Origin of the sequence: Streptomyces sp. SCPE 10 (genome assembly GCF_051980735.1) — a bacterium.
In the GTDB taxonomy this organism is placed as follows: Bacteria; Actinomycetota; Actinomycetes; order Streptomycetales; family Streptomycetaceae; genus Streptomyces; species Streptomyces misionensis.
Genome location: NZ_CP197069.1, coordinates 7,372,265 through 7,398,193, shown reverse-complemented (window position 1 = coordinate 7,398,193; position 25,929 = coordinate 7,372,265). Strand labels below are relative to the sequence as shown.

29 protein-coding genes and 1 pseudogene are annotated in these 25,929 nt (G+C 73.5%); 12 read left to right on the top strand and 18 right to left on the bottom strand.

Annotated elements, in window-relative coordinates; translation table 11 throughout:
- The first annotated feature begins 36 nt into the window (after positions 1 to 36).
- Positions 37 to 1,290 carry an SLC13 family permease gene (locus ACSP97_RS33575; protein ID WP_440558510.1) on the top strand — a complete coding sequence of 418 codons (1,254 nt, stop codon included), beginning with the start codon at positions 37 to 39 and terminating at the stop codon, positions 1,288 to 1,290.
- Between the two features lie 14 nt (positions 1,291 to 1,304).
- Positions 1,305 to 1,799 (top strand): universal stress protein, encoded by a 495-nt coding sequence (locus ACSP97_RS33570; RefSeq protein ID WP_355147071.1) that lies wholly within the window; start codon positions 1,305 to 1,307, stop codon positions 1,797 to 1,799.
- A 26-nt stretch (positions 1,800 to 1,825) separates the two neighbouring features.
- Here the strand turns inward: ACSP97_RS33570 and ACSP97_RS33565 are convergent, their stop codons facing one another.
- Positions 1,826 to 2,794, bottom strand: a complete 969-nt coding sequence (locus ACSP97_RS33565) for an aldo/keto reductase (protein WP_355147069.1) — start codon at positions 2,792 to 2,794, stop codon at positions 1,826 to 1,828.
- 140 nt (positions 2,795 to 2,934) lie between these two features.
- On the opposite strand from ACSP97_RS33565, the gene ACSP97_RS33560 reads away from it, so the two are divergent.
- The 4 genes and pseudogenes from ACSP97_RS33560 to ACSP97_RS33545 all read left to right on the top strand — a co-directional run bounded on the left by ACSP97_RS33560 (position 2,935) and on the right by ACSP97_RS33545 (position 6,861).
- Complete coding sequence (locus ACSP97_RS33560; RefSeq protein WP_382014718.1) at positions 2,935 to 3,780, top strand: endo alpha-1,4 polygalactosaminidase; 846 nt, start codon at positions 2,935 to 2,937, stop codon at positions 3,778 to 3,780.
- Positions 3,781 to 3,980: 200 nt separating this feature from the next.
- Complete coding sequence (locus tag ACSP97_RS33555) at positions 3,981 to 4,820, top strand: SDR family NAD(P)-dependent oxidoreductase (protein ID WP_391871163.1); 840 nt, start codon at positions 3,981 to 3,983, stop codon at positions 4,818 to 4,820.
- A gap of 154 nt (positions 4,821 to 4,974) precedes the next feature.
- Positions 4,975 to 5,829 (top strand): hypothetical protein, encoded by an 855-nt coding sequence (locus ACSP97_RS33550; protein ID WP_440555744.1) that lies wholly within the window; start codon positions 4,975 to 4,977, stop codon positions 5,827 to 5,829.
- 202 nt (positions 5,830 to 6,031) lie between these two features.
- Positions 6,032 to 6,861 (top strand): annotated as a pseudogene (locus ACSP97_RS33545) (IS5 family transposase).
- Between the two features lie 54 nt (positions 6,862 to 6,915).
- On the opposite strand, the gene ACSP97_RS33540 reads toward ACSP97_RS33545, so the two are convergent.
- The 4 genes from ACSP97_RS33540 to ACSP97_RS33525 all read right to left on the bottom strand — a co-directional run bounded on the left by ACSP97_RS33540 (position 6,916) and on the right by ACSP97_RS33525 (position 9,722).
- Positions 6,916 to 7,458 carry a flavoprotein gene (locus tag ACSP97_RS33540; RefSeq protein ID WP_440555742.1) on the bottom strand — a complete coding sequence of 181 codons (543 nt, stop codon included), beginning with the start codon at positions 7,456 to 7,458 and terminating at the stop codon, positions 6,916 to 6,918.
- Between the two features lie 158 nt (positions 7,459 to 7,616).
- Positions 7,617 to 7,835 carry a ferredoxin gene (locus ACSP97_RS33535; RefSeq protein WP_355147061.1) on the bottom strand — a complete coding sequence of 73 codons (219 nt, stop codon included), beginning with the start codon at positions 7,833 to 7,835 and terminating at the stop codon, positions 7,617 to 7,619.
- A gap of 12 nt (positions 7,836 to 7,847) precedes the next feature.
- Positions 7,848 to 9,077, bottom strand: a complete 1,230-nt coding sequence (locus ACSP97_RS33530; RefSeq protein WP_358274975.1) for a cytochrome P450 — start codon at positions 9,075 to 9,077, stop codon at positions 7,848 to 7,850.
- Between the two features lie 183 nt (positions 9,078 to 9,260).
- Positions 9,261 to 9,722 carry a nuclear transport factor 2 family protein gene (locus ACSP97_RS33525; protein ID WP_355147057.1) on the bottom strand — a complete coding sequence of 154 codons (462 nt, stop codon included), beginning with the start codon at positions 9,720 to 9,722 and terminating at the stop codon, positions 9,261 to 9,263.
- Positions 9,723 to 9,942: 220 nt separating this feature from the next.
- Between ACSP97_RS33525 and ACSP97_RS33520 the strand changes: the two genes are divergently transcribed.
- Positions 9,943 to 10,392, top strand: a complete 450-nt coding sequence (locus tag ACSP97_RS33520) for a nitroreductase family deazaflavin-dependent oxidoreductase (RefSeq protein WP_440555741.1) — start codon at positions 9,943 to 9,945, stop codon at positions 10,390 to 10,392.
- 81 nt (positions 10,393 to 10,473) lie between these two features.
- Here the strand turns inward: ACSP97_RS33520 and ACSP97_RS33515 are convergent, their stop codons facing one another.
- Positions 10,474 to 11,457, bottom strand: a complete 984-nt coding sequence (locus ACSP97_RS33515) for a cation diffusion facilitator family transporter (protein ID WP_355147053.1) — start codon at positions 11,455 to 11,457, stop codon at positions 10,474 to 10,476.
- A gap of 96 nt (positions 11,458 to 11,553) precedes the next feature.
- Between ACSP97_RS33515 and ACSP97_RS33510 the strand changes: the two genes are divergently transcribed.
- Positions 11,554 to 12,570 (top strand): glutathione S-transferase family protein, encoded by a 1,017-nt coding sequence (locus ACSP97_RS33510; protein WP_355147051.1) that lies wholly within the window; start codon positions 11,554 to 11,556, stop codon positions 12,568 to 12,570.
- A gap of 28 nt (positions 12,571 to 12,598) precedes the next feature.
- Positions 12,599 to 12,904: a DUF4235 domain-containing protein gene (locus ACSP97_RS33505; RefSeq protein WP_355147049.1), complete on the top strand. Its 306-nt coding sequence runs from the start codon at positions 12,599 to 12,601 to the stop codon at positions 12,902 to 12,904.
- Between the two features lie 171 nt (positions 12,905 to 13,075).
- Here the strand turns inward: ACSP97_RS33505 and ACSP97_RS33500 are convergent, their stop codons facing one another.
- Positions 13,076 to 13,540: a pyridoxamine 5'-phosphate oxidase family protein gene (locus ACSP97_RS33500; protein ID WP_440555740.1), complete on the bottom strand. Its 465-nt coding sequence runs from the start codon at positions 13,538 to 13,540 to the stop codon at positions 13,076 to 13,078.
- A 101-nt stretch (positions 13,541 to 13,641) separates the two neighbouring features.
- Positions 13,642 to 14,502 (bottom strand): hypothetical protein, encoded by an 861-nt coding sequence (locus ACSP97_RS33495; protein WP_382014326.1) that lies wholly within the window; start codon positions 14,500 to 14,502, stop codon positions 13,642 to 13,644.
- Between the two features lie 131 nt (positions 14,503 to 14,633).
- Between ACSP97_RS33495 and ACSP97_RS33490 the strand changes: the two genes are divergently transcribed.
- Complete coding sequence (locus ACSP97_RS33490; RefSeq protein WP_355529166.1) at positions 14,634 to 15,584, top strand: NADP-dependent oxidoreductase; 951 nt, start codon at positions 14,634 to 14,636, stop codon at positions 15,582 to 15,584.
- A gap of 127 nt (positions 15,585 to 15,711) precedes the next feature.
- Positions 15,712 to 16,125: an anti-sigma factor antagonist gene (locus ACSP97_RS33485; RefSeq protein WP_358682370.1), complete on the top strand. Its 414-nt coding sequence runs from the start codon at positions 15,712 to 15,714 to the stop codon at positions 16,123 to 16,125.
- Here the strand turns inward: ACSP97_RS33485 and ACSP97_RS33480 are convergent.
- The 8 genes from ACSP97_RS33480 to ACSP97_RS33445 all read right to left on the bottom strand — a co-directional run bounded on the left by ACSP97_RS33480 (position 16,100) and on the right by ACSP97_RS33445 (position 23,253).
- Complete coding sequence (locus ACSP97_RS33480) at positions 16,100 to 17,044, bottom strand: ribose-phosphate diphosphokinase (protein ID WP_355147040.1); 945 nt, start codon at positions 17,042 to 17,044, stop codon at positions 16,100 to 16,102. The genes ACSP97_RS33485 and ACSP97_RS33480 overlap by 26 nt on opposite strands.
- Before the next feature lie 42 nt (positions 17,045 to 17,086).
- Positions 17,087 to 19,297, bottom strand: a complete 2,211-nt coding sequence (locus ACSP97_RS33475) for an ArnT family glycosyltransferase (RefSeq protein ID WP_440555739.1) — start codon at positions 19,295 to 19,297, stop codon at positions 17,087 to 17,089.
- A 162-nt stretch (positions 19,298 to 19,459) separates the two neighbouring features.
- Positions 19,460 to 21,229 (bottom strand): complex I subunit 5 family protein, encoded by a 1,770-nt coding sequence (locus tag ACSP97_RS33470; RefSeq protein WP_358274965.1) that lies wholly within the window; start codon positions 21,227 to 21,229, stop codon positions 19,460 to 19,462.
- Positions 21,229 to 21,579 (bottom strand): sodium:proton antiporter, encoded by a 351-nt coding sequence (locus ACSP97_RS33465; RefSeq protein ID WP_180333653.1) that lies wholly within the window; start codon positions 21,577 to 21,579, stop codon positions 21,229 to 21,231. The genes ACSP97_RS33470 and ACSP97_RS33465 overlap by 1 nt, the downstream gene beginning before the upstream one ends.
- Positions 21,580 to 21,584: 5 nt before the next feature.
- Positions 21,585 to 22,325 carry an MnhB domain-containing protein gene (locus tag ACSP97_RS33460; RefSeq protein ID WP_355147034.1) on the bottom strand — a complete coding sequence of 247 codons (741 nt, stop codon included), beginning with the start codon at positions 22,323 to 22,325 and terminating at the stop codon, positions 21,585 to 21,587.
- Positions 22,322 to 22,582 (bottom strand): hydrogenase subunit MbhD domain-containing protein, encoded by a 261-nt coding sequence (locus tag ACSP97_RS33455; protein ID WP_146464319.1) that lies wholly within the window; start codon positions 22,580 to 22,582, stop codon positions 22,322 to 22,324. Before ACSP97_RS33455 ends, ACSP97_RS33460 begins: the two co-directional genes overlap by 4 nt.
- Positions 22,583 to 22,609: 27 nt before the next feature.
- Positions 22,610 to 23,062 (bottom strand): monovalent cation/H+ antiporter complex subunit F, encoded by a 453-nt coding sequence (locus ACSP97_RS33450; RefSeq protein ID WP_355147032.1) that lies wholly within the window; start codon positions 23,060 to 23,062, stop codon positions 22,610 to 22,612.
- On the bottom strand, positions 23,059 to 23,253 hold the full coding sequence (locus ACSP97_RS33445) for a hypothetical protein (RefSeq protein WP_180328029.1): 195 nt from the start codon (positions 23,251 to 23,253) through the stop codon (positions 23,059 to 23,061). The genes ACSP97_RS33450 and ACSP97_RS33445 overlap by 4 nt, the downstream gene beginning before the upstream one ends.
- A gap of 254 nt (positions 23,254 to 23,507) precedes the next feature.
- Between ACSP97_RS33445 and ACSP97_RS33440 the strand changes: the two genes are divergently transcribed.
- Positions 23,508 to 24,755 carry a lectin gene (locus tag ACSP97_RS33440; RefSeq protein ID WP_355529154.1) on the top strand — a complete coding sequence of 416 codons (1,248 nt, stop codon included), beginning with the start codon at positions 23,508 to 23,510 and terminating at the stop codon, positions 24,753 to 24,755.
- 9 nt (positions 24,756 to 24,764) lie between these two features.
- Here ACSP97_RS33440 and ACSP97_RS33435 read toward each other — a convergent pair whose 3' ends face one another.
- Together ACSP97_RS33435 and ACSP97_RS33430 are read right to left on the bottom strand one after the other, a co-directional pair.
- On the bottom strand, positions 24,765 to 25,010 hold the full coding sequence (locus ACSP97_RS33435; RefSeq protein WP_355147028.1) for a hypothetical protein: 246 nt from the start codon (positions 25,008 to 25,010) through the stop codon (positions 24,765 to 24,767).
- 61 nt (positions 25,011 to 25,071) lie between these two features.
- Positions 25,072 to 25,878: an SDR family oxidoreductase gene (locus ACSP97_RS33430; RefSeq protein ID WP_355147026.1), complete on the bottom strand. Its 807-nt coding sequence runs from the start codon at positions 25,876 to 25,878 to the stop codon at positions 25,072 to 25,074.
- Positions 25,879 to 25,929: the final 51 nt, after the last annotated feature.

Below are 25,929 nucleotides of genomic sequence, written 5' to 3'. Positions count from 1 at the left end.
GGCGGGAATGCCTGATCGATTCCGGAAGGACCTGCCCTGAACAGCCCGCTCGCCGAAGCACTCTCCGTCGTACTGCTCCTCGCGGTACTGGCCTTCGCCGTCGTACGGCCCTTCGGCTGGCCGGAGGCGGTCATGGCCGTCCCGGCCGCCGGGATCGCGATCGCCACCGGCGCCATCTCCCTCGACCACGCCCGGGCCGAGGCCGAGCAACTGGGGCCGGTGGTCGGTTTCCTCGCGGCGGTCCTGGTGCTCGCCCACTTCTGCGACGTGGAGGGGCTGTTCCGGGCGTGCGGGGCATGGATGGCCCGGTGGGCGGCGGGCCGTCCGGTGCGGCTGCTGACGGCGGTCTTCGCGCTCGCCTCCGCGATCACCGCCGTGCTCAGTCTGGACGCCACGATCGTGCTGCTCACCCCGGTGGTGTTCGCCACCGCCGCACGTACCGGCGTACGCCCCAAGCCGCATGTGTACGCCTGCACACATCTGTCGAACACGGCGTCACTGCTGCTGCCCGTGTCCAATCTGACGAACCTGCTGGCGTTCGCGGCCAGCGGGCTGAGCTTCACCCGGTTCGCGGCGCTGATGGCGCTGCCGTGGCTGGCGGCGATCGGCACCGAGTACCTGGTGTTCCGGCGGTTCTTCGCCGGTGACCTCGCGGCGGCGGCACCCGCGGCCCCGGACACCGGCGACCAGCCCCCCTTCCCCCGGTTCGCACTGGTGACCGTCGCCTGCACGCTGGCCGGTTTCGTGGTGGCCTCGCTGTTCGGCGTCGAACCCGCCTGGGTGGCGGCGGCCGGGGCGCTGGTGCTGGCCGGGCGCGCGCTGCTGCGGGGCCGGGCGACCCCGCTGAGCGTGGTGCGGGCGGCGGCCCCGGCGTTCCTCGCGTTCGTGCTGGCGCTGGGCATCGTGGTCCGGGCGGTGGTCGACAACGGGCTCGCCGACGTGCTCGGGCGGGTGGTGCCGGGCGGCACCGGACTGCCCGCGCTGCTGGGGATCGCCGCGCTGGCCGCCGTACTGGCGAACATCGTCAACAACCTGCCCGCGGTGCTGGTCCTGCTGCCGCTGGCGGCGCCGGCCGGTCCGGGCGCGGTGCTCGCGGTGCTGCTCGGGGTGAACATCGGCCCGAACCTGACCTATGCCGGGTCGCTGGCCACCCTGCTGTGGCGGCGGATCGTGCACCAGCACGAGCACGGGGTGAACCTCGGGGAGTTCACCCGGCTGGGTCTGCTCGCCGTGCCGTCCTCCCTCGCCGTCGCGGTGGTGGCACTGTGGGGGTCGCTGCACGTCTTCTGAGGGAGGCCGACCGTATGCGTGTGATCGCCTGGCTGGTGGAAGGGACCTGGCCCGCCTGTGTGGACGCCGTGCGCACCCATGCGCCGGAGGACGCCGAGGTGGTGCTGCTGCACGTCAGCGGGCCGGACGTGCCCGGGGTCGCGCACGGCGCGTTCGCCGGACTGCTGGGCCGGGGGCACCCGGAGCGCGATCCGGGTGCCCTGCTGGAGCGGCTCGGCGACACATCGGCGGCCCAGCTCCTCTCGGCCGCGGCCGAGCGGCTGGGCCGGCCCTGTGAGCGCGAGGCGCGCTCGGGCCGGGTCGAGCGGGAGGTGGTGGCCGCCGCCGAGGGGGCGGACCTGCTGGTGCTGGCGCGGGACGGCGACCGCTCCCGGCTGGGCCCGCACAGCCTCGGCCCGGCGGGCCGGTTCACCGTCGACCACGCCCCCTGCCCGGTCCTCCTGGTCTGGCCGGAACCGGCCCCCGGCCTGGCGACCATCCCTCCCCCGCCGCCGCACCACCACCCCTGACCCGGGCCACCCGGCCCGGCGCTCGCTCAGTGGCCGCTGATGGCGTGCGGGGTGTAGGGCCGCTCCAGCTCCTCGATCTCCTTGTCGGACAGGGTGAGTTCGACGGCCGCGACCGCGTCCTCGAGGTGCCGCGGCTTGCCGGCGCCGACGATCGGCGCGGTCACGGTGGACTGGTGCAGCAGCCAGGCCAGCGCCACCTGGGCACGCGGCACGCCCCGTTCCCCCGCGATCCGGGTGACCGCCTCCACGATCGAGCGGTCGCTGTCCGAGTAGAGCCGGCTCCCGAAGGCGTCGTGCTCGCTGCGGTCGGTGACCGCGCCCCAGTCACGGGTGAGCCGGCCCCGGGCGAGCGGGCTCCACGGCAGCACGCCGACGCCCTGGTCCGCGCAGAGCGGCAGCATCTCCCGCTCCTCCTCGCGGTAGAGCAGGTTGTAGTGGTTCTGCATGGAGACGAACTTCGTCCAGCCGTGCCGCTCGGCCGTGTACTGCGCCTTGGAGAACTCCCACGCGTACATCGAACTGGCCCCGATGTAGCGGGCCTTGCCCGCCTTGACCACGTCGTGCAGCGCCTCCATCGTCTCCTCGATCGGCGTCTCGTGGTCGTAGCGGTGGATCTGGTAGAGGTCGACGTAGTCGGTGCCGAGCCGGCGCAGGCTGTGGTCGATCTCGGTCATGATCGCCTTGCGGGACAGCCCACCGCCGTTGGGGCCCGGCCGCATCCGGCCGTGCACCTTGGTGGCCAGCACGATCTCGTCGCGGTTCGCGAAGTCCCTCAGGGCCTTGCCGACGATCTCCTCGCTGGTGCCGTCCGAGTACACGTTGGCGGTGTCGAAGAAGTTGATGCCCGCGTCCAGCGCCTGCCGGATCAGCGGACGGGATGCCTCCTCGTCCAGGGTCCATTCGTGGTTGCCGCGGTCCGGCAGACCGTAGGTCATGCAGCCCAGACAGACGCGCGAGACGTCCAGGCCCGTCGAACCGAGCTTCACATACTGCATCGTTGCTGCTCCTGCCTTCGGGACGGGTGATCGCCTCCGAGCCTACGACGTGGCCCGGCACCGGCTTGACGGCCTCGGGGCACGGACGCTTTGATCCTGACACGTGCCGCGCCGCCCGGCGTGGGCAGGAAGGAGCGGACGTGCCCCTTTGGGGTGTCTTTCGCGCCACCGGTCCGGCCAGGACCACCGGCGCCCTGTCACTGGCCCTCGGCGTCGCCGCCTCGGTACTGGCGGGCTGCGCCGCGCCCGACGGGACCGGCTCCGCGAAGCCCGCCGCCGTCCGGCTGCCACCGCGGCACGCCGGGTTCGACTACCAGATCGGCGGCGCGTACACCCCGCCGGCCGGAGTGCGGATCGTCAGCCGCGACCGGTCCGACGCGCCCGCGCCCGGTCTGTACAACATCTGCTACGTCAACGCCTTCCAGGCGCAGCCCGACGAGCGCGGCTCCTGGCCGCGCGACCTGCTGCTGCGCGACGCGCACGGCGGGGTCGTCGTCGACCGGGACTGGAACGAGGCGCTGCTGGACATCGGCACCGCGGCCAAGCGCGAGCGGGTGGCGCAACGGGTGAACCGCTGGATCGACGGCTGCGCGCGCAAGGGCTTCGACGCGGTGGAACCGGACAACTACGACAGCTACACCCGCTCCCACGGACTGCTCGACGCGGGCGACGCGACGGCCTTCATGGCCCTGCTCTCCCGCCACGCGCACGCCCGGCACCTGGCCATCGCCCAGAAGAACACCGCCGAACTGGCCGGGCAGCGGCGCCGGGCCGGGCTGGACTTCGCGGTGACCGAGGAGTGCGGGCAGTACGACGAGTGCGGGGTGTACGCGAAGGCGTTCGCGGACCGGGTGGTGGACATCGAGTACACCGCGAGCGGACTGCGCAAGGCCCTCGCGGGCTGGGGCGACCGTCTGAGCATCGTCCGCCGCGACCGTGACGTCACGACACCGGGCAGCAAGGGGTACCTGCGGGCGGTGCGCTAGGAACGGCGGACCGCGCGGACGGGGGCACGGCCGCGCGGTGCGTCCGCGGTCGCCCCGCGGCGGGGCGGGTGCCGGGCAGCCCATGGCCACCAGGTACAAAGGTCGCCGGGCTCCGCCCCGGGTTTCGGGTGGTGGGGCCGCGGTCACCCGGCCGGTCCCGGCCGCCGGGTGGCGCCATCACCGACCGAAGGGGTTCGACCATGGGACACGACGAGGCGGCGGGCTCTGCCGTGGTGACGGGGGCGTCGTCCGGTATCGGTGCCGAGTACGCCGTCCAGTTGGCGCGGCGCGGCTGGAATCCGGTGCTGGTGGCCCGGCGCGCCGATCGGCTCGACTCCCTGGCGCGACGGCTGCGGGCGGAGACCGGGGCGGAAGCGGAGTCGGTGGTGGCCGATCTCGCGCGGTCCGCGGACCTCGCCCGGGTCGCCGAGCGGGTCGCCGCGGACGACGTGGGCCTCCTGGTGAACAACGCGGGGATCAACGGCTACGGGCCTTTCGCCGAGGTCGACCCCGCCCTGCTGACCAAGGTGATCGACGTGAACGTCGTGGCGCCGACCGTGCTGACCCGCGCCGCCGTCCCCGGCATGGTGGCGCGGGGCCGCGGCGCGATCGTCAACGTCGCCTCGCTGCTGGCGTTCGCCGGCGCCCTGCCGCCCGGCCCCCTCCCGCAGCGGGCCGTGTACGGGGGCACCAAGGGGTACATGGTGACGTTCACCAGGACCCTCGCCGCCGAACTCGCCGGCACCCCGGTGGGCGTCCAGGTCGTCTGCCCCGGGCTCACCGCCACCGAGTTCCACCTGGGCACGGGCGAGGCGCCCGTCGCCGGGGAGGCCCGGGTCCACGACGAGGGCGGCATGGCGCCGGCCGACGTCGTCACCGCGTCCCTCGCCGCCCTCTCGGCCGGGGAGGTGGTGTGTGTGCCCGGTCTGTCCGAGTCCGCGGCCGTGGAGCGGCTCGCCGAGGCGGAGCTGGCGGTGCGCAACGGCTCCGGCACCGCCCTGGCCCCCCGCTACCGCGCCGCGGAGCGCGCACGCGACTGAACGGGTGCCGCCGCCATCCGGCCTTCGGGGCGTAGATGTTGCTGCCGCCAGGTGACCCTCCGGCGTGGGAGGCGGCCGGAGGTCGTACCGTCGGATGATCCTCGACCGCAGGCGACCGGTGCCCGGCCGGTCACGGCCGTACCGGAGGAACGCGGTGCCGACCCATCCGACCACGCTGAAAGCCCTGGCCGGGGCGGCACTGCTGCCCCTGGCCCTCGTCACCCCCGCCTGGGGCGGCCCCGCGGCCCCGGCCCCGCGGGCCGAGCAGCCCAGCACCCTGTGCGCCGTCGCCGGCACCCTGCGCGGCGACCACGGCCAGCACGCCGTGGTCTCCCTGTGCGCGGGCACCGGGACCCCTCGGTTCTCCGTCTCCGCCCCCGCCTCCTGCGGCCGGGCCGGCACCCGCGTCCGGTACAACTGCCGCAGCGACGGCAGGTGGACGGCCACCCGCTCCGGGAAGACCCTGTCGGGGGGCACGCTGCCCGGCTCCGGCGAGTACCCGGGACCCGGGGCCTACGACATCACGGCCACCGTGCGGGTGCGGTCCGCGCCCGCCGGGGTCGACCTCACGGGCACGGTGCGGGCCACGCTGACCCTGACCGACGCCAAGGCGAAGCCCACCCACGCCATCACCGTCGACCGCACGACGCTGCGCCGCAACGCCACCACCACGCTGACCTACACGGTCCGCCGGGACAGCGCCCAGGGCGACGGCAGCGGGCGGTTCGGGCTGATCGGCGAGGCGGGCACCAGCGTGCGGATCGCCACCTCCGACGCCCGCTGCGTCAACCCGCTGGTCGGCGAGTACCCGGCGAAGACCCGGCTGTCCTACTCCCTGGACTGCGCGCTGACCGAGTTGCAGCCCGGCCACCCGGAGCAGGTGAAGGTCCGTGTCACGGTCGGCGGCACCTGCTCCACGGTGGTGTCCAAGCTCGGCTTCTGGATGCCGAACGGCCAGGACCTGGAGACCGGCGGCATGCTGGAGGGCCCGAAGGTGACCTGCGTCTAGGGTCTTTCGTTTGGATCAGGCCGGATCAGGGAGCGGGGTCTGGTGCCGTGCATCGCAAGGCGGAGGAGGGCGACATGGCGGAGCCATGGCAACCGACGACAACGCCGCGAGGCGCGGTGCCAGGGCCCGCGAGCCCGGCACGATCCAAACGAGAGGCCCTAGGCCGTGTCCGCAAAGTCGGTTGCTCGTTGGTTGGTTCGTGGTGCGTCGTCATGAGTTGACTGATGAGTCGTGGGCGGTGATCGAGCCGTTGCTGGCTCCGTCGCGGATGGGCAGGCCGGTGCGGGACCGCCGTCAGGTGGTGAACGGGATTCTGTGGAAGCTGTCCACGGGTGCGGCCTGGCGGGACCTGCCCGAGCGGTACGGGCCGTGGAAGACGGTCTACGAGCGCTTCCGCCGCTGGTCGGCCGACGGAACCTGGGACCGGCTCCTGGCCCACGTCCAGCAGCACTCGGATGCCGTCGGCACGGTCGACTGGACCATCGCGTGCGTCGACTCCACCACCGTGCGGGCCCACCAGCACGCGGCCGGGGCCCGAAAAGGGGGCCCTGGCCGGGCGAGGCGATCGGCCGGTCCCGCGGCGGGCTGACCACGAAGATCCACCTCGCCTGCGACGGCCAGGGCCGGCCCCTCGCCTTCACGATCACGGCCGGGAACGTCAACGACTGCACCCAGTTCGAGCAGGTCATGGCCCGCATCCGCGTCCAGCGGTGCGGTCCCGGCCGGCCCAGGACCCGACCCGAGCGGGTCGCCGCCGACAAGGGCTACTCGTCCGCGAAGATCCGCTCCTACCTCCGCCGCCGAGGCATCAAGGCCGTGATCCCCGAACGGATCGACCAGATCAACGGCCGCCTCCGCCGCGGCGAGAGCCTCTGCCGACTCGACCGGGCCGCCTACCGGCGCCGCAACGTCGTCGAGCGCTGCTTCAACAAGCTCAAACACCACAAGGCCCTGGCCACCCGCTACGACAAACGCGCCCGCCACTACCAGGCCATGGTCACCATCGCCTGCCTACTGCTCTGGCTGCCCTGACTTTACGGACACGACCTAGGTGTGCTGTCCGAACAGCATGTCCGAACAGCACACCTAGGGTCGATCCAGCAGGTCGAGGGCCATCGCCCAGGCGAACTCCGGGCGGCTGCCGTCCGGGCCCGGCTCGCCGGAGTACGGGTCCCCGAGGCGGACGCCCATCCCGCGCAGCCGCGCCAGGCTGTCCCGGTAGGCGGGGTGGGCGGCCAGCGCACCGGCGACACAGGGCAGCACGGCGATGGGCACTCCGAGTCCCGCGGCCTCGCACAGGGTGCCGAGGGCCAGGGTGTCGGCGATGCCCGCCGCCCACTTGTTGACGGTGTTGAAGGTGGCCGGCGCGACCACCACGGCGTCCGGTGGCGGGAACGGGCGCGGGTCGGCCGGTGTCCGCCACGCCGACCGCACGACCCGGCCGGTCTGCGCCTCCACCGCCGCGGCGTCGAAGAACCCGTTCATCGCGACCGGGGTGGCGATCACCCCGACCTCCCAGTCCCGCTCCTGCGCGGCCGTGATCAGTTTGCTGACGCCCGCGGCGATCCCGGCCGCGCAGACGACGACGTACAGGAAGGGCTTCTCGCGTGTTCCGGCGTGTTCGGTCACCCGGGAAGCGTATCGAGCGACGACCGTCCGCGCGGGTGCGGTCGGTCCCTCGCGGCCGGCGGTCCGCGACGCGGGCGCGGTCGTGGGCCGGAGGGGGTGCGTCGCCCGCGCGGGCGCCCCCGCCCCCGTCTTCCGGGGTGGCGGGGGCGCCCGGCCGGTCAGTCCGCCTGTGTCGGTGCCGGTTCGGAGTCCGTCACGGTGATCGCGCCCACCGGGCAGGCCCGGGCGGCCTCGCGGACCATGGGATCGCCCGCCCCGTCCGCACGGCCGGGGACCAGCATGCTGAAGCCGTCGTCGTCCTGGGTGAACACGCCCGGCGCGGTCAGCGCGCACTGACCCGCGCCGATACAGACGTCCTTGTCGATCTCGATGTGCATGAGCTGAGCCTCTTACCAGGTCACGGGGAGTTCCAGCATCCCCTGGATGGTGTCGCCGGGTTTGAACGGGATGGTCTCGGCGGGTGCGGCCAGCCGCAGGCCGGGCAGCCGGGTGAGCAGGGTGCCGAGGGCGATCTCCAGTTCCGCGCGGGCCAGGTTCTGGCCCAGGCACTGGTGGATGCCGAAGCCGAACGCCACGTGGTGGCGGGCGGGACGGTGGAAGTCGAGGACGTCCGGGTCCTCGTACTGGTCGGGGTCGCGGTTGATCACCGAGGTGGAGAAGAAGACGCCGTCGCCGGCCCGGATGGTGGTGCCGTCGATCTCGATGTCCTCCAGCGCCACCCTCGCCAGCCCGTCGGCGATGGACAGCATCCGCATCAGTTCCTCGACCGCGGCGGGCAGCAGCGTCGGGTCGGCCCGCAGTTCGGCCAGCCGGGCAGGGTTCTCCAGGAGGGTGTAGGTGCCGAGGGAGATCATGTTGGCGGTGGTCTCGTGGCCCGCGACCAGCAGGATCACGGCGAGCAGTACGACGTCGGCGCGCTCCAGCGTGCCCTGGGCCAGTTGCTGGTGGACCAGTTCGTCGAGGACGCCGTCGCCCGGTTCGGAGTCGCGCTGCTTGGCGTCGATCAGACCGCCGATGTACTCCTCCAGGCGGGCGCGGGCGGCCCGGGTGTCCTCGGCCGTCGGACCGCGCAGCAGCCGCCGGGACTGCTCCTCGAAGAACTCGTGGTCGGCGTAGGGCACGCCGAGCAGGTCGCAGATGACCATCGACGGTACGGGCAGCGCGAACGCGGAGACCAGTTCGGCGGGCGGCCCCTTCTCGATCATCGTGTCCAGCAGCCCGTCCACGATCCGCTGGATGGCGGGCCGCAGCCCGCTCGCGCGTTTGACGGTGAACGACGGGATCATCATCCGCCGCTGCCGCTGGTGCTCGGGGTCGTCCTGGCCGAGCAGGGCCACCCGGCGGTCGCGGATGCCCGCGAAGCGCTCCGTGGGCACCGGGAACTCGGCGCGTCGGCGGTCGCTGGACAGCCGGGGGTCGGCGAGCAGCGCGCGGGCGGCGGCGTGCCCGGTGACCAGCCAGACCTCGCGTCCGTCGTACAGGGTGACGCGGGCCAGGGGGCGCTGCTCGCGCAGGGGGGCGTAGCCGGTGGGCGGGTGGTAGGGACAGGTGCGGTCCTGGGGGAAGGCGACGGGGTCGGCCGGGATTGCCGGGCCGGTGATGTCCGTCAGTTCCGTCATGGAAAGACCTCGCAGACGAAGAAGTGCCTCGTACCGATCTTCATTAGATGCCTCAGGCACCTATGAATCGACGGCAAGTTCGGCCACTTCAATGTTCCACCCGATCTGTCCGATCCGCGAAGGTACGAGGAACCGGATCCGGCCATTCGGCCCCGGCGCGCGGGAGCGGCGCTGTGGGCCGGTTCAGGGCCGCCGGGCGCCCCCGCCGGCCCTGGCGAAGGCCTGGGCGACGGTGAGGCTGTCCTCGTAGACGTGGTGGCGTACGACGAGGCCGCCGCGCACCGTCAGATGGAGGGCGAACCGGGCGGCGTAGGAGCGGCCAGTCGGTGCGGCGGTCTGCCTGAGGACGCCGAGCACGACCGCGTCCTCGCCGTCGACCAGGATCCGTTCGACCGTGGTGGCCGCCTTCTCGGGGATGTGGTGGGCGGCCAGTTCCCGGTAGTGGGCGGCCGCGTCGGCGCGGGTGGCGCGGTGCCGGATCCACGGGGTGTCCGGGCGGCCGTGCTCCTCCTCGGGCCAGTCCAGCCGCCAGTCGCAGTCGTCGGCGTACAGCTCGGCGATCCGGTCCGGCTCGCCCGCCTCGATCCTGGCGAGCAGTTCCTGGACGGTGGTGCGGGTGGCGCGGGCGGCGTGGCCGGTCGGCAAGGCGGGTGCTCCGGGGAGAGGGCGGTCACGGTCACTCCACTGTGCCGGGACCGGCCGAGTGAGGCGATCACCCGGTGGGTAGTGATCTTGTTCGAGTTGTCATCCCGGCCGGCGTGGGGGCGTCGGCGGTGGGGAAGCACGGTACGGATGATTCACCGGGCATCCGGTGTTGCAGCCGGGTGACGGACCATCCGTTGGAACGACGAAGGGGACTGAACCGATGCCTCTCGAGGGTGAGTACGAGCCGAGCCCTGAGCAGTGGGTGCGCGAGCAGGTCGAGTTGTACGAGAGTTCGGGCGGGACGGAGGGGACCACGCTGCGCGACACCGGGCTGCCGGTGATCGTGCTGACCACCCGGGGCGCGAAGAGCGGGAAGATCCGCAAGACGCCGCTGATGCGGGTGGAGCACGAGGGCGCGTACGCGGTGGTCGCCTCGCAGGGCGGCGCGCCGAAGCACCCGGTGTGGTACTTCAACATCAAGGCCGATCCGCGGGTCGAGCTGCAGGACGGCCCGGTGCGGCAGGACATGGTGACGCGCGAGGTCACCGGGGCGGAGAAGGCCCAGTGGTGGGAGCGGGCGGTGGCCGCGTTCCCGCCGTACGCCGACTACCAGCGCAAGACGGACCGGGAGATCCCGGTGTTCGTGCTGGAGCGGGCCGAGATCGGCTGACCGGGGGCCGGCCCGCGGCCCGTTCCGGAGAAAACTCCGCCCGGCAGGTGTGAAGCCGGTTCCGGGCGGGCAGTCGTGCGATCAGGCCCCGCCGCGTTCCCCCGTCGCGGCGGGGCTCTGTCGTGTCCCGTCGGCCGGGCGGTCGGTGATGTCGAGGAAGATCTGGTCGGCGGCCGGGAACGTCGCGGTCAGGGAGCGCTTGATGCGGTCGGCGGCCTTCTCGACGCGCTCGCTGTCCAGGCCCGGTACGAGGTCGATCCGCGCGGCCACCAGGGTGGAGTCGAGGCCCAGCCTCATGGTGAACAGCGCCGCCACGCAGTCGATCTCCGGCTGCGCCCGCAGCAGCGCGTGGATCCGTCCGCTCAGCTCGGGGTCGGCGGCCTCGCCGATGAGCTGGTCGCGGGCTTCACGGCCGAGCCGGTAGGCGACGTACACCAGCAGCACGCCGATGGCGAGCGAGGCGGACGCCTCCCAGACGACCTGACCGGTCGCCATGTGCAGGGCCATGCCGGCGATCGCCAGGGTCACGCCGAGCACGGCCGTGCCGTCCTCGGCGACCACGGTGCGCAGCGCCGGGTCGCGCAGCGCGGCCCGTCCGCCGCCCCGGCGGCGCACCTGGTGCAGGGCGCGCAGCAGCGAGCCGCCCTCGGCGAGCAGCGCCACACCCAGCACGATCAGGCCCGCGACATAGCCCTCGGTCTTCTCCTGGGTGCCTTCGCGCAGGGCCTCGAAGCCCTGGAAGAAGGAGAAGCAGCCGCCCATCACGAAGATCCCGACGGCGGCGAGCAGGGACCAGAAGTATCGCTCCTTGCCGTAGCCGAAGGGGTGCCGCTTGTCGGCGGGGCGGCGGCTGCGCCGCAGGGCGGCCAGCAGGAACACCTCGTTGAACCCGTCGGCGACGGAGTGCGCGGCCTCCGACAGCAGCGCGGGCGAGCCGGAGAGGACACCGCCGACGGCCTTGGCGACGGCGATCAGCAGATTGGCGGCGAGGGCGACGAGGACGGTGATCCGGGTACGCCGGTCGGCGCGTGCGCCCTTTTGGTCTCGCGGTGATGGTTCGCTCACCCCCGGCGGTTGCCCCCGAAGCCGGCGGATCACACCGTGCGCCCGGCGGGAAACGGGGAAGTCGGTGCTTCGAGGCCCCCACGGCAAGGAGGAGACATGGGCGGTGACGGCAACCGCGCCTACGGCCACAAGACGTTCAGCCGGTCGCGCAGCCACTTCCGCGACCGGATCACGGCGGACGGCTCGGACGGCTGGCCCGTGGCGCCGGGGCGCTACCGGCTGGTGGTGTCCCGGGCGTGCCCGTGGGCCAGCCGGGCGGTGATCTCCCGCCGGCTGCTGGGCCTGGAGGACGCGCTGTCGATGGCGGTGGCCGACCCGATCCAGGACGACCGCAGCTGGCGCTTCACCCTGGATCCGGACGGCCGGGACCCGGTGCTCGGCATCCGCTACCTGAGCGAGGCCTACGACCGCCGGGAGACCGGCTACCCGGGCGGGGTGAGCGTGCCCGCCGTGGTGGACGTGCCCAGCGGGCGACTGGTGACCAACGACTACCAGCAGCTCACCCTGGACCTCGCCACCGAGTGGACGGCACTGCACCGCGAGGGCGCCCCCGACCTGTATCCGGCGAAGCGGCGCGACGAGATCGACGCGGTGATGGCCGAGGTGTACGAGGACGTCAACAACGGGGTGTACCGGGCCGGTTTCGCCACGCACCAGAAGGAGTACGAGGAGGCGTGCGCGGGTGTGTTCCGGCGGCTGGAACTGCTCTCCGAACGGCTGTCCGGACAGCGGTATCTGGTCGGGGACACCCTCACGGAAGCGGACATCCGGCTGTTCACCACGCTGGTCCGGTTCGACCCGGTGTACCACGGCCACTTCAAGTGCAACCGGTGGAAGCTGGCGGAGGACCCGGTGCTGTGGGCGTACGCCCGGGACCTGTTCCAGACGCCGGGCTTCGGTGACACCGTCGACTTCGACCACATCAAACGCCACTACTACCAGGTGCACTCGGGCATCAACCCGACCGGCATCGTGCCGCTCGGCCCGGATCTCGCGGGCTGGCTGAGTCCGCACCATCGCGAGCAGCTGGGCGGCCGGCCGTTCGGCGACGGCACGCCGCCGGGGCCGGTGCCCCCGGGCGAACGGGTGGCCCCCCAGGGCCGCCCCGCATGAGGATCCCTTGACGAGGAAGTAGTCAGCTATGTCCAAGTCGAAGAAGAAAAAGCTCCCCTTCGTCTACCAGCCGATCGGATTCGCGCTCAGCTGGGTGAGCGGCGCGGTCGCCGGTCTCGCCTTCAAACAGGCGTGGAAGGCGATGCGCCACGAGGACGACGCGCCCAGCGCCCTGGACCAGGAGCGCGGCTGGGGCGAGATCCTGCTGGCCGCGGCGGTGCAGGGCGCGATCTTCGCGGTGGTCCGCACCGCCGTGGACCGCACCGGCGCGAAGGCCATCGCGCGGTCGACGGGGGTGTGGCCGGTGGCCGACGACAAGGACGACGCACACTGAGCCGGCGGCCGGGAGCGGGCCGCGACCGCTCCCGGCCCGCTCCACCCGACCTGACCGGGTCCCGCGCCGGCCGGTTTCCGCGCGGCCCGGCGGCCGGTCCGGCCGATATCCCTGGCCGGATCCCGCTCAACCACGAGGGCCTGGCCGAAGTTCGCGCCGGGCGCGGTGGGGTCAGTCGGCCAGGAGCCAGTCGCCGTCGCGCATCAGGTCGCGGCCGGGCAGTTCGTTCGCTTCCCGCCAGGCCTGGATGCGGTCGGGGACGACGCGGAAGTACAGGTAGCGGGTGGTGAGCCAGCGGGGGTCGAAGCCGGTCTTGCCCGCGAAGACCTCGGCGTCCTCCTCGGGCAGGTCCTCGGGCGTGACCGCCCGGGCGCTGCCCTCCACGAGCACGACGTCCCGGGTGGGGCCGATGCCGAGCCGGGCCCGGCCGGTGGCCACCAGATTGCGGCCGGTGGGGCTGTCGGCGGGGGTGGCGAACAGCAGCACCGCGCCGTCCCAGACGAACGACAACGGCACCAGATAGGGCGCGCCGCCGTCGGGGCCGGCCGTGGCCACCCAGGCGTCGACGTCGTGGTCCAGCCGGTGCAGGGTGTCCTTCTTGCGCTGCTCGGCGGTGCGGGCGGGCGGCGGGGTCATCGCGTTCGGCCTCCAGGAAGTGACGAGTGCCGTCCAGTGTGGCCGCCGGGGACACGTCGGCGCACGGATGCGGGCAAGCGCCGGTGCGTCGCCGCCGGGCGTCAGTCGCAGCCGGCCTTCCGCTTCAGCAGGGGCCAGGCCTCGACGCCGTGCGCGGTGCGGACGTAGGCGGTGGCGCGGTCGGGGGTGAGCCACAGCCGCCAGTCGTGGTAGCGGTACCCGGTGTCGTACGCGTCGGCGGGCAGGTGCCCCACCCGGCCCCGGTACGGCGCGGTGAGCAGGCCCGCGTCGGCGAGGACGCCCTTGGGGTCGCGGGCGTAGTCCCGCCGGCCCATGTCCAGGAAGTGGGCGGACTCCCAGCCGCAGTGCTCCGGCCCCGACGCGCTCTCCAACGTGGTCACCGGCACCCTCCTGCCGTCGCGGCCGGTCCAGATCTCCCGGCCGGTGGTGGCCGTGAAGCTCGGCGGGAGTTCGGCCGGGTCGCAGGAGGCGCTGGTCTCGGGGCCCCAGCCGGGCCGGTTCGGCTGGTCCTTGGCCACCACGACGGCCGCCTTGGTACGGCCGCCGACGTCCAGGGAGAACAGCACCCGGTCGGCCGCACGGCGCTCCACGCGGTATCCGTGGTCGGGCAGTTCCGGCTGGAACATGCCGAGGTACAGCGCGAGCCCCTGCTCGGGGGTGGCGCCGCCGTCGGACTCGCTCCAGCCGTCGGGCCCGGTGCCGTCGAAGATCCGGCCGTCGCACTCCAGCGCCCGCCCGGCCGCTCCGGAGGCCGCCGACAGCGCCTCGGGACCGTCGTCGTCGGCGCTCTTGACCGGGACGTAGAGGGGTCCCCGGTACGGCGTGGCGGGCGGGGTGCCGTGTACCACCAGGTCCGCCCTGGGACCGTCGTCGTGGCCGCAACCGGTCGCCAGTACGGCCGTCAGGCCCGCCAGTACCCCCGTGACCAGTCCTCCGCGCATGCGCCGCCCCCTTCGCTCCCGGATCCGTACGGCTCTTGGACACCCGAGCGGCCCGGAAGGTTGGGGGGACGGGGCGAAACTCGGACCATGGTGCCGTTTCGCGGACGCGCGAGGCGGGGCACTGGGGGACCATGAGCGACGTGAACACTATGCGAGCCATCGGCCAGGACGTCCTCGGCGGTCCCGAGGTGCTGAAGGAAGTACGGCTGGAGCGGCCCGAGCCGCGGCCGAACGAGGTACTGGTCCGGGTGCGGGCCGCCGGGGTGAACCCCACCGACTGGAAACACCGGGCCACCGGCGGGTTCCTCGGCGAGCCGCCGTTCGTGCTCGGCTGGGACGTGTCCGGGGAGGTCGCCGCGACGGGGGTCGGCGTGGCCGCCTTCCGGCCCGGCGACGAGGTGTTCGGCATGCTGCCCTACCCGTTCGGGCACGGCTCGCACGCCGAGTACGTGATCGCCCCGGTCCGCGCCCTGTGGCACAAGCCGGCCTCGGTCGACCACACCCAGGCGGGCGCGCTGCCGCTGGTCTCGCTGACCGCCTGGCAGGCGCTGACGGAGCAGGCCGACGTGCGGCCGGGACAGCGGGTGCTGATCCACGCGGCGGCCGGCGGGGTCGGGCACGTGGCCGTGCAGATCGCCAAGGCGCGCGGCGCGTACGTGATCGGCACGGCGAGCGCGGGCAAGCACGACTTCCTGCGGGAGATCGGCGTGGACGAGCCCGTCGACTACCGGTCCACCGATGTCACGGAGACGGTGCGGGACGTGGACGTGGTCCTGGACACCCTCGGCGGCGAGACGTCCGTGCGTTCGCTGCGGACGCTGCGGCCGGGCGGGGTCCTGGTCTCCATCGTGCCGATGGGTTCCCCTGAGCTGTTCGACGAGGCCGAGCGGCTCGGCGTACGGGCGGTACGGATGCTGGTGGACGCCGACCGGGCCGGCATGCAGTCGGTCGCGGAGCTGGTGGAGTCCGGGAAACTGCGGGCCACGATCGCGGGGACGTACCCGCTGGCGGATGCCGCGAAGGCGCACGAACAGGGCGAGACCGGGCGCACCACGGGGAAGCTGGTCCTCCTGGTCGACTGAGCCGCCCGGCGGGACACGCCTCAAACCGCGAGACATATGTCAATCGAACATGCTCAAATTCCTTCCATCGAGGGTAACTTGACGGTCGATAACCGACGTCCGGGTGCGGGTGGGAGGTGATGCCGAGGTGCGACGGGAACCCGTGTCCCTCACCCGGCATCTGCGTGTGTACGCCTATCGTGCGCACACCGTCCTGGAGTTCCGGGGCGAGATCGACATCAGTGCGGCGGCGGAGATCCTCCCGGTCCTGGACCGGGTCACCGCCCGCCCCGGCGCACGGGTTGTGATCGATCTGCGGCCCGTGGACTTCTTCGACTGCTCGGGGCTGCGCCTGCTCTACCGGGCGCGGGCCCACGTCCAGGCGGGCGACGGACGGCTGCACCTGGTGTGCACCCATCCGCTGACCCTGCGCGTGCTGCGGGTGACGGGCCTGTCCCGGCTGCTGCCGCCGCACGCCACGCCGGACGCGGCCCTGGAGCAGGCCGCAGCCGCCTCCGGTTCGGGTGAGCCGCTCCTCAGCCCTCCTCGAACAGGGCGCTGACGGACTCGCCGTTGTGGATGCGCCGTACCGCCTCGGCGAGGGCCGGGGCGATGGACAGCACCCGCAGCTTCTCGGTGTGCTCGCCGGCGGGGATCGGCACGGTGTTGGTGCAGACGATCTCCAGCACGTCGGGCTGCTCGCCCAGGCGCTTGAGGGCGCCGGAGGCGAACAGCCCGTGGGTGCACGCCACTCGGATCGAGCGTGCGCCCAACTCCCGCAGCCGGTCCAGGAGTTCCAGCACGGTGCTGCCCTTGGCGATCTCGTCGTCCAGCACGATGACGTCCCGTCCGGCGATCTCGCCGATGACGGAGCTGATGCTCACCCGGTCGTCCGCGTACCGCTGCTTGGCGCCGGCCGCCACCTGCGCGCCGATGCGCCGGGCGAAGGCGGCGGCCTCCTTGGCGTTGCCGAGGTCCGGGGAGACCACCGTGGTGCGCGACAGGTCGTACTGCCGGAAGTGGTCGGCCAGTTCGCGCAGCGCGTGCAGATGGTCCACCGGCACCGAGAAGAAGCCGTGCACCTGCGGGGAGTGCAGGGTCATGGCGAGCACCCGGCTCGCGCCCGCCGCCACCATGAGGTCGGCGACCAGCCGCCCGCCGATGGAGATGCGGGGCGCGTCCTTCTTGTCGGAGCGGGCGTAGGAGTAGTGCGGCATGACGACGGTGATCCGGGAGGCGGAGGCGCCGCGGGCCGCGTCGCACATCAGCAGCAGTTCCACCAGGTGTTCCTGGACCGGCTTGACCAGCGGCTGGATCAGGAAGACGTCCCGTTCCCGGCAGTTGGCCTGGAGCTGGACCTCCAGGCAGTCGTTGGCGAACCGGCTGATCCGCGTGGGGCTGAGCGGCACACCGAGGTGGGCGCAGACCTCCTCGGCCAGGTCGGGATGGGCACTGCCGCTGAAGACGGCGATGTCTCGCACGATCTGCTCCTCGCATGATCATTCCGGGCTGCCGCGCTCATGCTACTGGCCGGGGCCGCAGCGGTAGAGCGTCTGGCCGGGGGCCGCGGCCGTGCCACCGTAGGCCGCGGCCGGGACCTCGGCGCAGGAGGACGCGACCCAGTCGGCGATCCGCGTCGCCGCGGTCTTCCCGGCCGCCGGGTTCGCCGTGCCGGCCGTCGGCGGGCCGAACCTCGCGCCGCCGCCCGCCAGGACGTAACGGACCCGGCCGTCGGCCACCAGCCGCCGGAACCGCGCCGGTGTCGGGAAGGGCACCTGGCCGCTGAACCCGCCGAGCGGGAGCACCTGGGCGCCGGCCGCGAGGATGTACGGGGACGCCGCGTTCCAGTTGGTGGTGGCGAACACGTAGCGGGCGGAGCCCTGGTGGGCGCGGGTGTAGTCGAGCAGCCGGCGCTGGGCCGCGCTCATGCCGCCGTCCGAGGCGATGCCGCCCCAGGCGCCGGGCCCGGCGGCGGTCGTACGGCCGCGGGCCGCCTGGGCGCCGGGGGTGCCGGTGCGCGCGGGGCCCCGGTCCGGGGCGGTCGGGCCGACCGAGCCCATGCCGGCGGTGCCGTAGGCGGGGTCGAAGACCTGCGCCGCCCACGCGGTCGGGGCGGCGAGCAGGGCCGCGAGGGAGGCGGCGAGCCCGCCGAGCGCGAGCCGGCCGCCGGCGCGCGGGCGGCCCGGCCGGGTGAGGACCAGCAGGACGACGGCGGCCGACCCGAGCACCGCCACCGCGGGCGCCAGCCACGGCAGGAAGGAGGGGAACCGGCCGGCCAGGTACGCGCTCCAGGCCGTCGTCGCCGCGACCGCGCCCGGCAGGGCCCACGCGCGGCGCCCGCCGGCCCGGTGGGCGCGCCACAGCCGCACCGTCCCGGCGCCGGTGAGCGCGGCGAGCGGCACCGCGATCACGCCCATGTAGTAGGTGTGCGGGCCGACGCTGCCGGCGCTGAAGACCAGGAAGTACGTGGCGAGCCAGGTGCCCCACAGCAGGAAGCCGGCCCGCGCGGCGTCGGTGCGCGGCCGCCCCCGGCGCCAGAGCACTCCGCAGCCGGCGGCCACGGCGGCGAACGGGTAGAACCAGCCGGTCTGGGCGGCGAGCGCGGGGCCGAACATCTTCGCCCAGCCGTCGCGGGCGCCGCCGAAGCCGCCCCCGGCCCGGTACGTGGCGCCCTCGGGGGCCGCCGCGCCCCGCTGCCCTTCGGCCCGGTGGGCGTGGCGGGCGGGCCCGGCCGCGCCCGTCGCACCGGCGCCGCGCCGTGTGCCGGAGTGCCCGGTGGCGTCCGGGACCGCGGCGCCCGGCCCCCCGGCCCCCCGCGCGGCGCCGCCCCGGTGCCCGGCCCCCTGGGTCGCGCTCACGCTCCCGGTGGCGGCCGCGCTCACGCCCAGCGAGGCGAAGCGGTTCAGGAAGTTGTAGCCGACGACCATGCTGAACGCGGAGTTGTCGGTGGTGCCGTCCACGTACGGCCGCGCCTTCGCCGGTACGAGGGTGACGGCGAGCATCCAAGAGGCCGACACGGCGAGCGTCACCAGGGCGGCCAGGCCGAGGTGGGCGAGCCGGCGGCGCAGCGCGACCGGGGCCGAGACCAGGTGGACCAGGGCGAGCGCGGGCAGCACGGCCCAGGCCTCCAGCATCTTGGCCTGGAAGGCCGCGCCGACCCAGAAGCCGGCCTGCAGCAGCGGGCTCAGCCGGCCGGCGCGGGCGGCGCGCTGGGTGGCCTCGGCGGCGAGCAGCAGGCAGAGGGTGAAGGCCGGGTCCTCGACGGAGGTGCGGAACAGACCGACCGCGACGGGGGTCACCAGGAAGGCCGCGCCGGCGACGAGGGCCGCGTGGGTCCCGGCCCAGCGGTGCACCAGGCGGTACAGCACCAGCAGGCTCGCCACGCCTTCGAGGACCTGGGGCAGGGTCAGGGTCCACGGGTGGAAACCGAGGAGGCGGGCGGAGAGCGCCTGCGGCCACAGGAACCCCGGGGTCTTGTCGAGGGTGATGGAGTTCCCGGGGTCGAAAGAGCCGTAGAAGAACGCCTTCCAGCTCTGCGTCATGCTGCGGGCCGCGTCGGCGTAGAACGTGTGGTACTGGCTGTGTCCGATGCCCCAGGTGTAGAGCAGGGCGGCGAGCGCGGTGAGGAGCAGCAGTGCGGGACGGGCGTATGCGGGCTCGCCCGCCGGGGTTTTCCAGGGTGTGCGGCGGCCGGCCCCGGTGGGGGCGGCCGCGTCGAGAACGTTCGTGGCCATGCGCCGCAGTGTTGGTCACGGCCCGCGCCGAAAACGCCGTGTCGCGGCCGCTTCAAGGAAACTCTCATCGTCGGCAGGGCAATTCTTTGATCACACCATCAGGAATTTGCTCGGGTAAAGCGCATTCATTGCATTCGGTGCCCGCGGCACCGGCGTGCCCGGTCAGCCGCCGAGCACGCCGGGCAGGGCGAGCGCGGCCAGCAGCGTGGCGCCGACCACGACCCAGGCGACGTAGTCGCCGACATGGCCGGACTGGAGGCGGCGCAGGGGTGTGGTCCACGCGGGCGCGCCCGGGCGGCGCGGCCGGGTGACGGTGACGGCGGCGACGGCCACGGCGAGGACGGCGGAGAGCAGACCGAGCAGCACACCGTGCGCGGTCCAGGCGGCCGAGGCCCGGGCACCGCCCGAGCCGGCCTCGTTGACCGAGCGGGCCACGAGGTCGCCGAAGCCGGGAACGGTGCCCACGGCGAGCGACGCGGCGAGCAGTACGGCGGCGACCGTGGTCATGGTGTCCGGGACCCGGCCGACCAGCCCGGAGGTCTCGGGCTCCTCCTCGGAGCCGCTGGTCTCGTAGGCGTCGGTGTCCTCGGGGGGCGGCCCGAGGCCGAAGAAGACGCGGGCGGTCACCCGGAGCACCGCGGCCGCCGTGAGCGCGGAGACGGCCACGTACACCACGGTGAGCGGGCCGCCGACCGCCTCCTCGCTGACCGCCTTGCCGAGCCCGGTGCCGAACGGCGGCAGGCCCGCGAGGGCGAGACCGCCGACGGCGAACAGCACGGCGGTGGCGCGCAGCCGGCCCGCCCGGCCGTGCAGCGCGTGTTCGTCCACGCTGCCGAACCGGTCCAGCAGGTGGCCCGCACAGGCGAACAGCGCGGCCTTCACCCCGGCGTGGCCGAGGATGTACAGGGCGGCGCCGTCGTCGCCCTCGGGGGTGAGGACGCCGACGGCGACGAGGAACAGGCCGGTGTGGGCGATGGTGGAGAAGGCGAGCAGCCGTTTGATGTGCCGCTGGTACCAGCACATGACGGCGCCGGTGACGGCGGTGAGCACGCCGAGCGTCAGCAGGGCACGGGTCAGGTCGGCGGCCGGGATGCCGCCGGGTCCGGCGAAGACGGTGCCGTAGACGCGCCAGACGCCGTACACGCCGAGTTCGACCATCACGCCGGACAGCAGCATGCACACCGGGGTGGGGGCGACGGCGTGGGCGTCGGGGAGCCAGAAGTGGAAGGGCACGGTGGCCGCTTTGACCAGCAGCCCGGTGAGCACCAGCACGAAGGCGGCCAGGACCAGTGCGTCGGGCCCGCCGTGGCCGGCCGTGCTGTCGAGACCCCGGCCGATCTTCGTCATGGACAGTTCGCCGGTGCGGGCGTACAGCAGCGCGATGCCGGTCAACAGGCCGTACGCGCCCAGCGAGTTGACGACGCCGAAGGTCAGCGCCCCCTGGACCGCCTTGGCCTCGTCGATGCGGTGGCCGGTCAGGGCGTAGGCCACCACGCTCATCAGCTCGAAGAACACGAAGGCGTTGAACAGGTCCCCGGCGACGGCGAATCCGCACATGGCGCCCTGGAAGACCAGCATCAGCGCGGGGAACGAACCGGCGTGGCCGTGCGGCGGCTCGTCGAAGTAGCGCCAGGAGTAGGCGAGGGCCGAGAGGGCGAGCAGGGAGACGAGCGCCGCCATGCCGAGCGACGGGCCGTCCCCGATCAGCTCGATGCCGACGCTCTCGCCGCCGACGGGCTCCCAGCCGCCGACCCACTCGACCATCGGCGGCGAGGAGCCGGACAGCAGCACGAGGGCGAGCGCGGCGGTCGCGGCGCAGACCACGAGGCCGGTCGACTCGGCGGCGGCGCGCGGCAGTCTGCGGCCCGCGACGGCCAGCAGGGCGGCCCCGAGCAGCGGCACCGCGACGAGGAGGGGGAGCAGATGACGCATCAGCCGCGCAGCTCCCGCAGTTCGTCGGGGTCGACGGTGCCGTGCCGTTTGACGATCTGCAGCACGAGGGCGAGCAGCAGGGCGGTCACGGTGGCGCCGACGACGATGTCGGTGAGGGTGAGGGCCTGCACCACCGGGTCCACCACGGGCCGGGAGCCGGGCTTGATGTCCGAGAAGACGGGCGCGGTGCCGCCGGACCGGTAGCCGACCGCCAGCAGCAGGATGTACGTGGAGACCTGGCACACCGACAGACAGCCCACGGCGTGGATCAGGTTGCGGCTGGTGGCAAGGCCGTAGACGCCGGTCAGGAAGACGTAGGCGGCGACCAGGTACGGCAGGACATGTGTCACGCTGCTCACCCTGCGCTCTCCTCCTCGATCTCGACGGCCTGGTCCAGGAAGTTGGCGAGCAGGACGACGACCGCGCTCGCCACCTCCATGCCGACGGCCGCGTTCAGCAGCGGGACGGTGCCGCCCGAGGACAGCGTGTTGAACGTGCCGTACGGCAGCAGTGTGTTGGCGAGGAACGCGGTGCCGGCCAGGACGCCGGCAAGGCCCAGCACCAGGTAGGCGGAGACGGCGCAGGCGTCGGTGGCCTCGAAGACGCCGAGGGGGCGGACGCGTTCGAGCGCGTGGTAGTCGGCGCCGAGGTACAGCAGGTGCAGGGCGGTAGCGGCGACCACCCCGCCCTGGAAGCCGCCGCCGGGGCTGAGCTGGCCGTGGGCGATCACGTACAGGCCGCAGACCAGGGCGACGGGCATCACGAGCAGCGCGTAGCGGCGCACGGGCAGGGCCACGCGGGCGGGTTCGGGGCGGGCCCGGTGTTCGTCGCGGGCCTGGCGCAGCAGCACCACACAGCCGAGGACGGCGGCGAACAGGATGCTCATCTCGCCGAGGGTGTCGTAGGCGCGCTGGTCGAAGTTGACGGAGGCGATGGCGTTGGCGGTGTGCCGGGTGAGGGAGGCGTGCACCGCACGGGTGCCGTAGGGGTGTGAACGGCCGCCGAAGCCGGGCAGGTCGAGGCAGGCGGCGGCCAGCAGGGCGGCGAGGCCCGCACCGCCCACGGCCAGCAGCCACAGCCGCAGCCGCCGGCTCACCGCGCACCGTCCCGGTCCCGGCCGCGGCGGCGGATCTTGCGGACCGACAGCATGACCAGCAGCGGGGTGAGGACGGCGCCCACCGCGAGCTGGGACAGGCCGACGTCGGGTGCCTGGAGCACGGTGAACAGCACGGCGAGCAGGACGCCGAGGACGGAGAGGACCAGCGCCTGGCGGGCGGGGTCTCGCTGGGCCACGGCCGCGGTGGCCGCGCCGGCCACCAGCAGCAGGGCCACGAGGATCACGGCTTCGTCCATGCCCCACCTCCCGTCCGGGGTGCCGGGTCAGCCACCGCGCACCCCCTGGAAGGCGCCCGACAGGGCCCGCGAGGCGATCAGGTTGCCGCCGATCAGCAGGGCGCCGATCACCAGCAGCTTCACCATGGCCCGGCCCGGCCCGGTGGCCGCGCACACCGCGGCCACGACCACGGCGCCCACCGCGGCCACCGCGTAGGTCAGCCCCCAGGCGCTCGGCCGCTGTCCCTCCAGGTCCTCGTGGAGCAGCCGGGCGAAGACCAGGGTGCCGACCGGTCCGAGCAGGGCGAGCAGCAGGGCGAGGTCGACGTAGGAGGGGCGACCGTACCCCTGGGCGAGCAGCAGCAGCGCCGGGCACAGGGCCGCGGTGGTGAGGTTCTGGGCGACGACGCGGCGGGCGGTCGGTCCGGTGGTCACGCCCCACAGGGCGGCCGCCCCTCCCCCGGCCAGTTCGACGGTCGCCGCCAGGATCCAGCCGTTCACCGCCAGCTCACCGCCCGCCGGCCGGCCCGTGCCAGCAGCGCGCCCACGGCGGCGACACTCGCGCCCACGATCCACTCCAACGGGTAGACGCTGCTGATCAGCACCAGCCAGAGCAGGGTCAACGCGACCCACCACAGGAGGAGTTCACCGACGACGAGCAGCACCGCACGGGGTGTCGTCCGCCGGTCCATCCGCCACCTCCTCGTTCTCCGGTTCGCGGCGGTGTGTCCGCTTCGCCGCCCGGTGCATCCAAGCACCGCCGCACCCCCGGCGGGGCGGCGGCACGCGGGTCCGGGGGCGGAGTGCCCCGGGAGCGTGAACGGAAACCGGGACATGACCGGCACCCCAAGTGAAGGTCCGTACCAGACTCTTGACGCCCCCTTATCTCACTCCTTAAATCAACCAGGAAATCTTCCCCCCACCGACCCCCCACGATCGGAGTGCCATGGCCTCCCCCCGACTGCTGCGCAGATGTCTGCTCGCTGCCCTGTCCGCCGTGCTGATCGGCTCGGCCGCCGTCGGCCCGGCGCACGCGCGCCCCGCCGACCCGGCCGCCGCGCCCGCCGCCGCGACCGTGACCGCCTTCTCCGACACCTTCGACGGGCCCGCGGGCTCACCGGTCGACTCCTCGAAGTGGACGCTGGAAACGGGCGACAACGTCAACAACCACGAGCGGGAGTACTACACCTCCGGCACCAACAACGCGGCCCTGGACGGCCAGGGCCATCTGGTGATCACGGCCCGCAAGGAGAACCCGGCCGGTTACCAGTGCTGGTACGGCACGTGCCAGTACACCTCGGCCCGGCTCAACACCTCCGGGAAGTTCTCCGCGCGGTACGGCCACGTCGAGGCCCGGATGAAGATCCCGCGCGGGCAGGGCATGTGGCCCGCGTTCTGGATGCTGGGCACCCCGGTGAACTGGCCGGACTCGGGTGAGATCGACGTGATGGAGAACGTCGGCTTCGAGCCCTCGACCGTGCACGGCACCATCCACGGCCCCGGCTACTCCGGCTCCGGCGGCATCGGCGCCGCCTACTCGCTGCCGAACGGGCAGGCCTTCGCGGACGGCTTCCACACCTTCGCCGTGGACTGGGCACCGGACTCCATCACCTGGTCCGTGGACGGGAACGTCTACGAGCGGCGCACGCCCGCCGACCTCGGCGGCAAGACCTGGGTCTACAACGACCGGCCGTTCTTCCTGATCCTCAACCTGGCGGTCGGCGGCTACTGGCCCGGCGACCCGGACGGCAGCACCCAGTTCCCGGCGCAGCTGGTGGTGGACTCGGTGTCCGTCACGACCACCGACAGCGCGGCCGGGGCCCCGATCCGGGGGCTGGCCGGCAAGTGCGTGGACGTGGCCGGCGCGAACTCCGCGAACGGCACCCCGGTCCAGCTCTACGACTGCAACGGCACCGCGGCCCAGTCCTGGACGGTCGGCTCGGACGGCACGATCCGGGCGCTCGGCAAGTGCCTGGACGTCACCGGCCAGGGCACGGCGGACGGCTCGACGGTCCAGCTGTGGGACTGCACGGGCGGGGCCAACCAGAAGTGGACGGTCACCGGGGCGCACGACATCGTGAACCCACAGGCGAACAAGTGCCTGGACGTCACCGGGAACAACTCGGCCAACGGGACACGGCTGCAGATCTGGTCCTGCACCGGTGGGGCCAACCAGAAGTGGACGGTCGGCTGAGCGGACCGCTCAGTGCAGCCTCCAGGTGTATTTGTCGCCACCGACCCAGCGGACCACGTCCGGGTCGTCGAGGTCGTGGATGGTGATGCCGTGCGCCGCGGCGACCTCCAGGACGTCGGTGACGGTCCTCGCCTCGCCGATCACCTCCTTGTCGATCTCCACGACCCGGAAGGGCGGCTCGCCCGGCTTCCCCGGGCAGACGCCGAGCACCCAGACCCGTGGCTGGCAGATGTGGGGAGCTGCTTGTTCGGTCATGCAATTCAGGTTAGGACGGAACGGCCGCCGACGGGTCGCCGCGCACCGGCGCCGTCCGCGCTCACGGGCGGCGCCAGTCGTCGCTGGTCAGATGGGAGCCGGCCTGGGGCCCCATGCGGAGCATGCCGCCGTCGACGCTCCAGGAGGCGCCGGTGACGTAGGAGGCGTCCGGGCCCGCGAGGAAGGCGATCACGGCCGCCACCTCGCGGGCGTCGCCCGGCCGTCCGAGCGGCACCCCGGGGCGGCGCACTCCGTGGACGTCGGTGTCCTCCTGGCCGGTCATCGGGGTGGCGATCTCGCCCGGCGCGACCGCGTTCACCGTGATGCCGTGCTCGGCCAGCTCCAGGGCCATCACCTGGGTGAGCAGCCCGAGCCCGCCCTTGGCCGCGCAGTAGGGGGCGGAGCCGACCCGGGGCTGGTGCTCGTGCACCGAGGTGACGTTGACGATCCGGCCGCCGTCGCCCTGCCGGATCATGTGCCGGGCCGCCCGCTGCCCGCACAGGAAGGGGCCGACGAGGTCGACGTCCAGGACCCGGCGGACGTCCTCCAGGGTGAGGTCGAGGTAGGGCGTGCTGGTGCCCGTGCCGGCGTTGTTGACCAGCACGTCGACCCGGCCGAGCGTGTCGCACAGCTCGTCCACGGTGTCGGCGGCCTCGGGCAGCCGGGTCAGGTCCAGCCGGGCGACGGCGGCGGTGCGGCCCTTCTCCCGGACCTCCCGGGCCGTCTCCTCGGCGCCCTGCTCGTCCGTGTGCCAGGTGATGCCGACGTCCAGGCCCGCCTCGGCCAGTCGTACGGCGGTGGCCCGGCCGATGCCGGAGTCCGCGCCGGTGACGATTGCCGTGCGGCGTGCGGCCGGGGATGCGGGCATGGTGTGTCTCCTTCGGTGGTCGGCTCTCGGCCGGGTCACCGCAGTACCCGG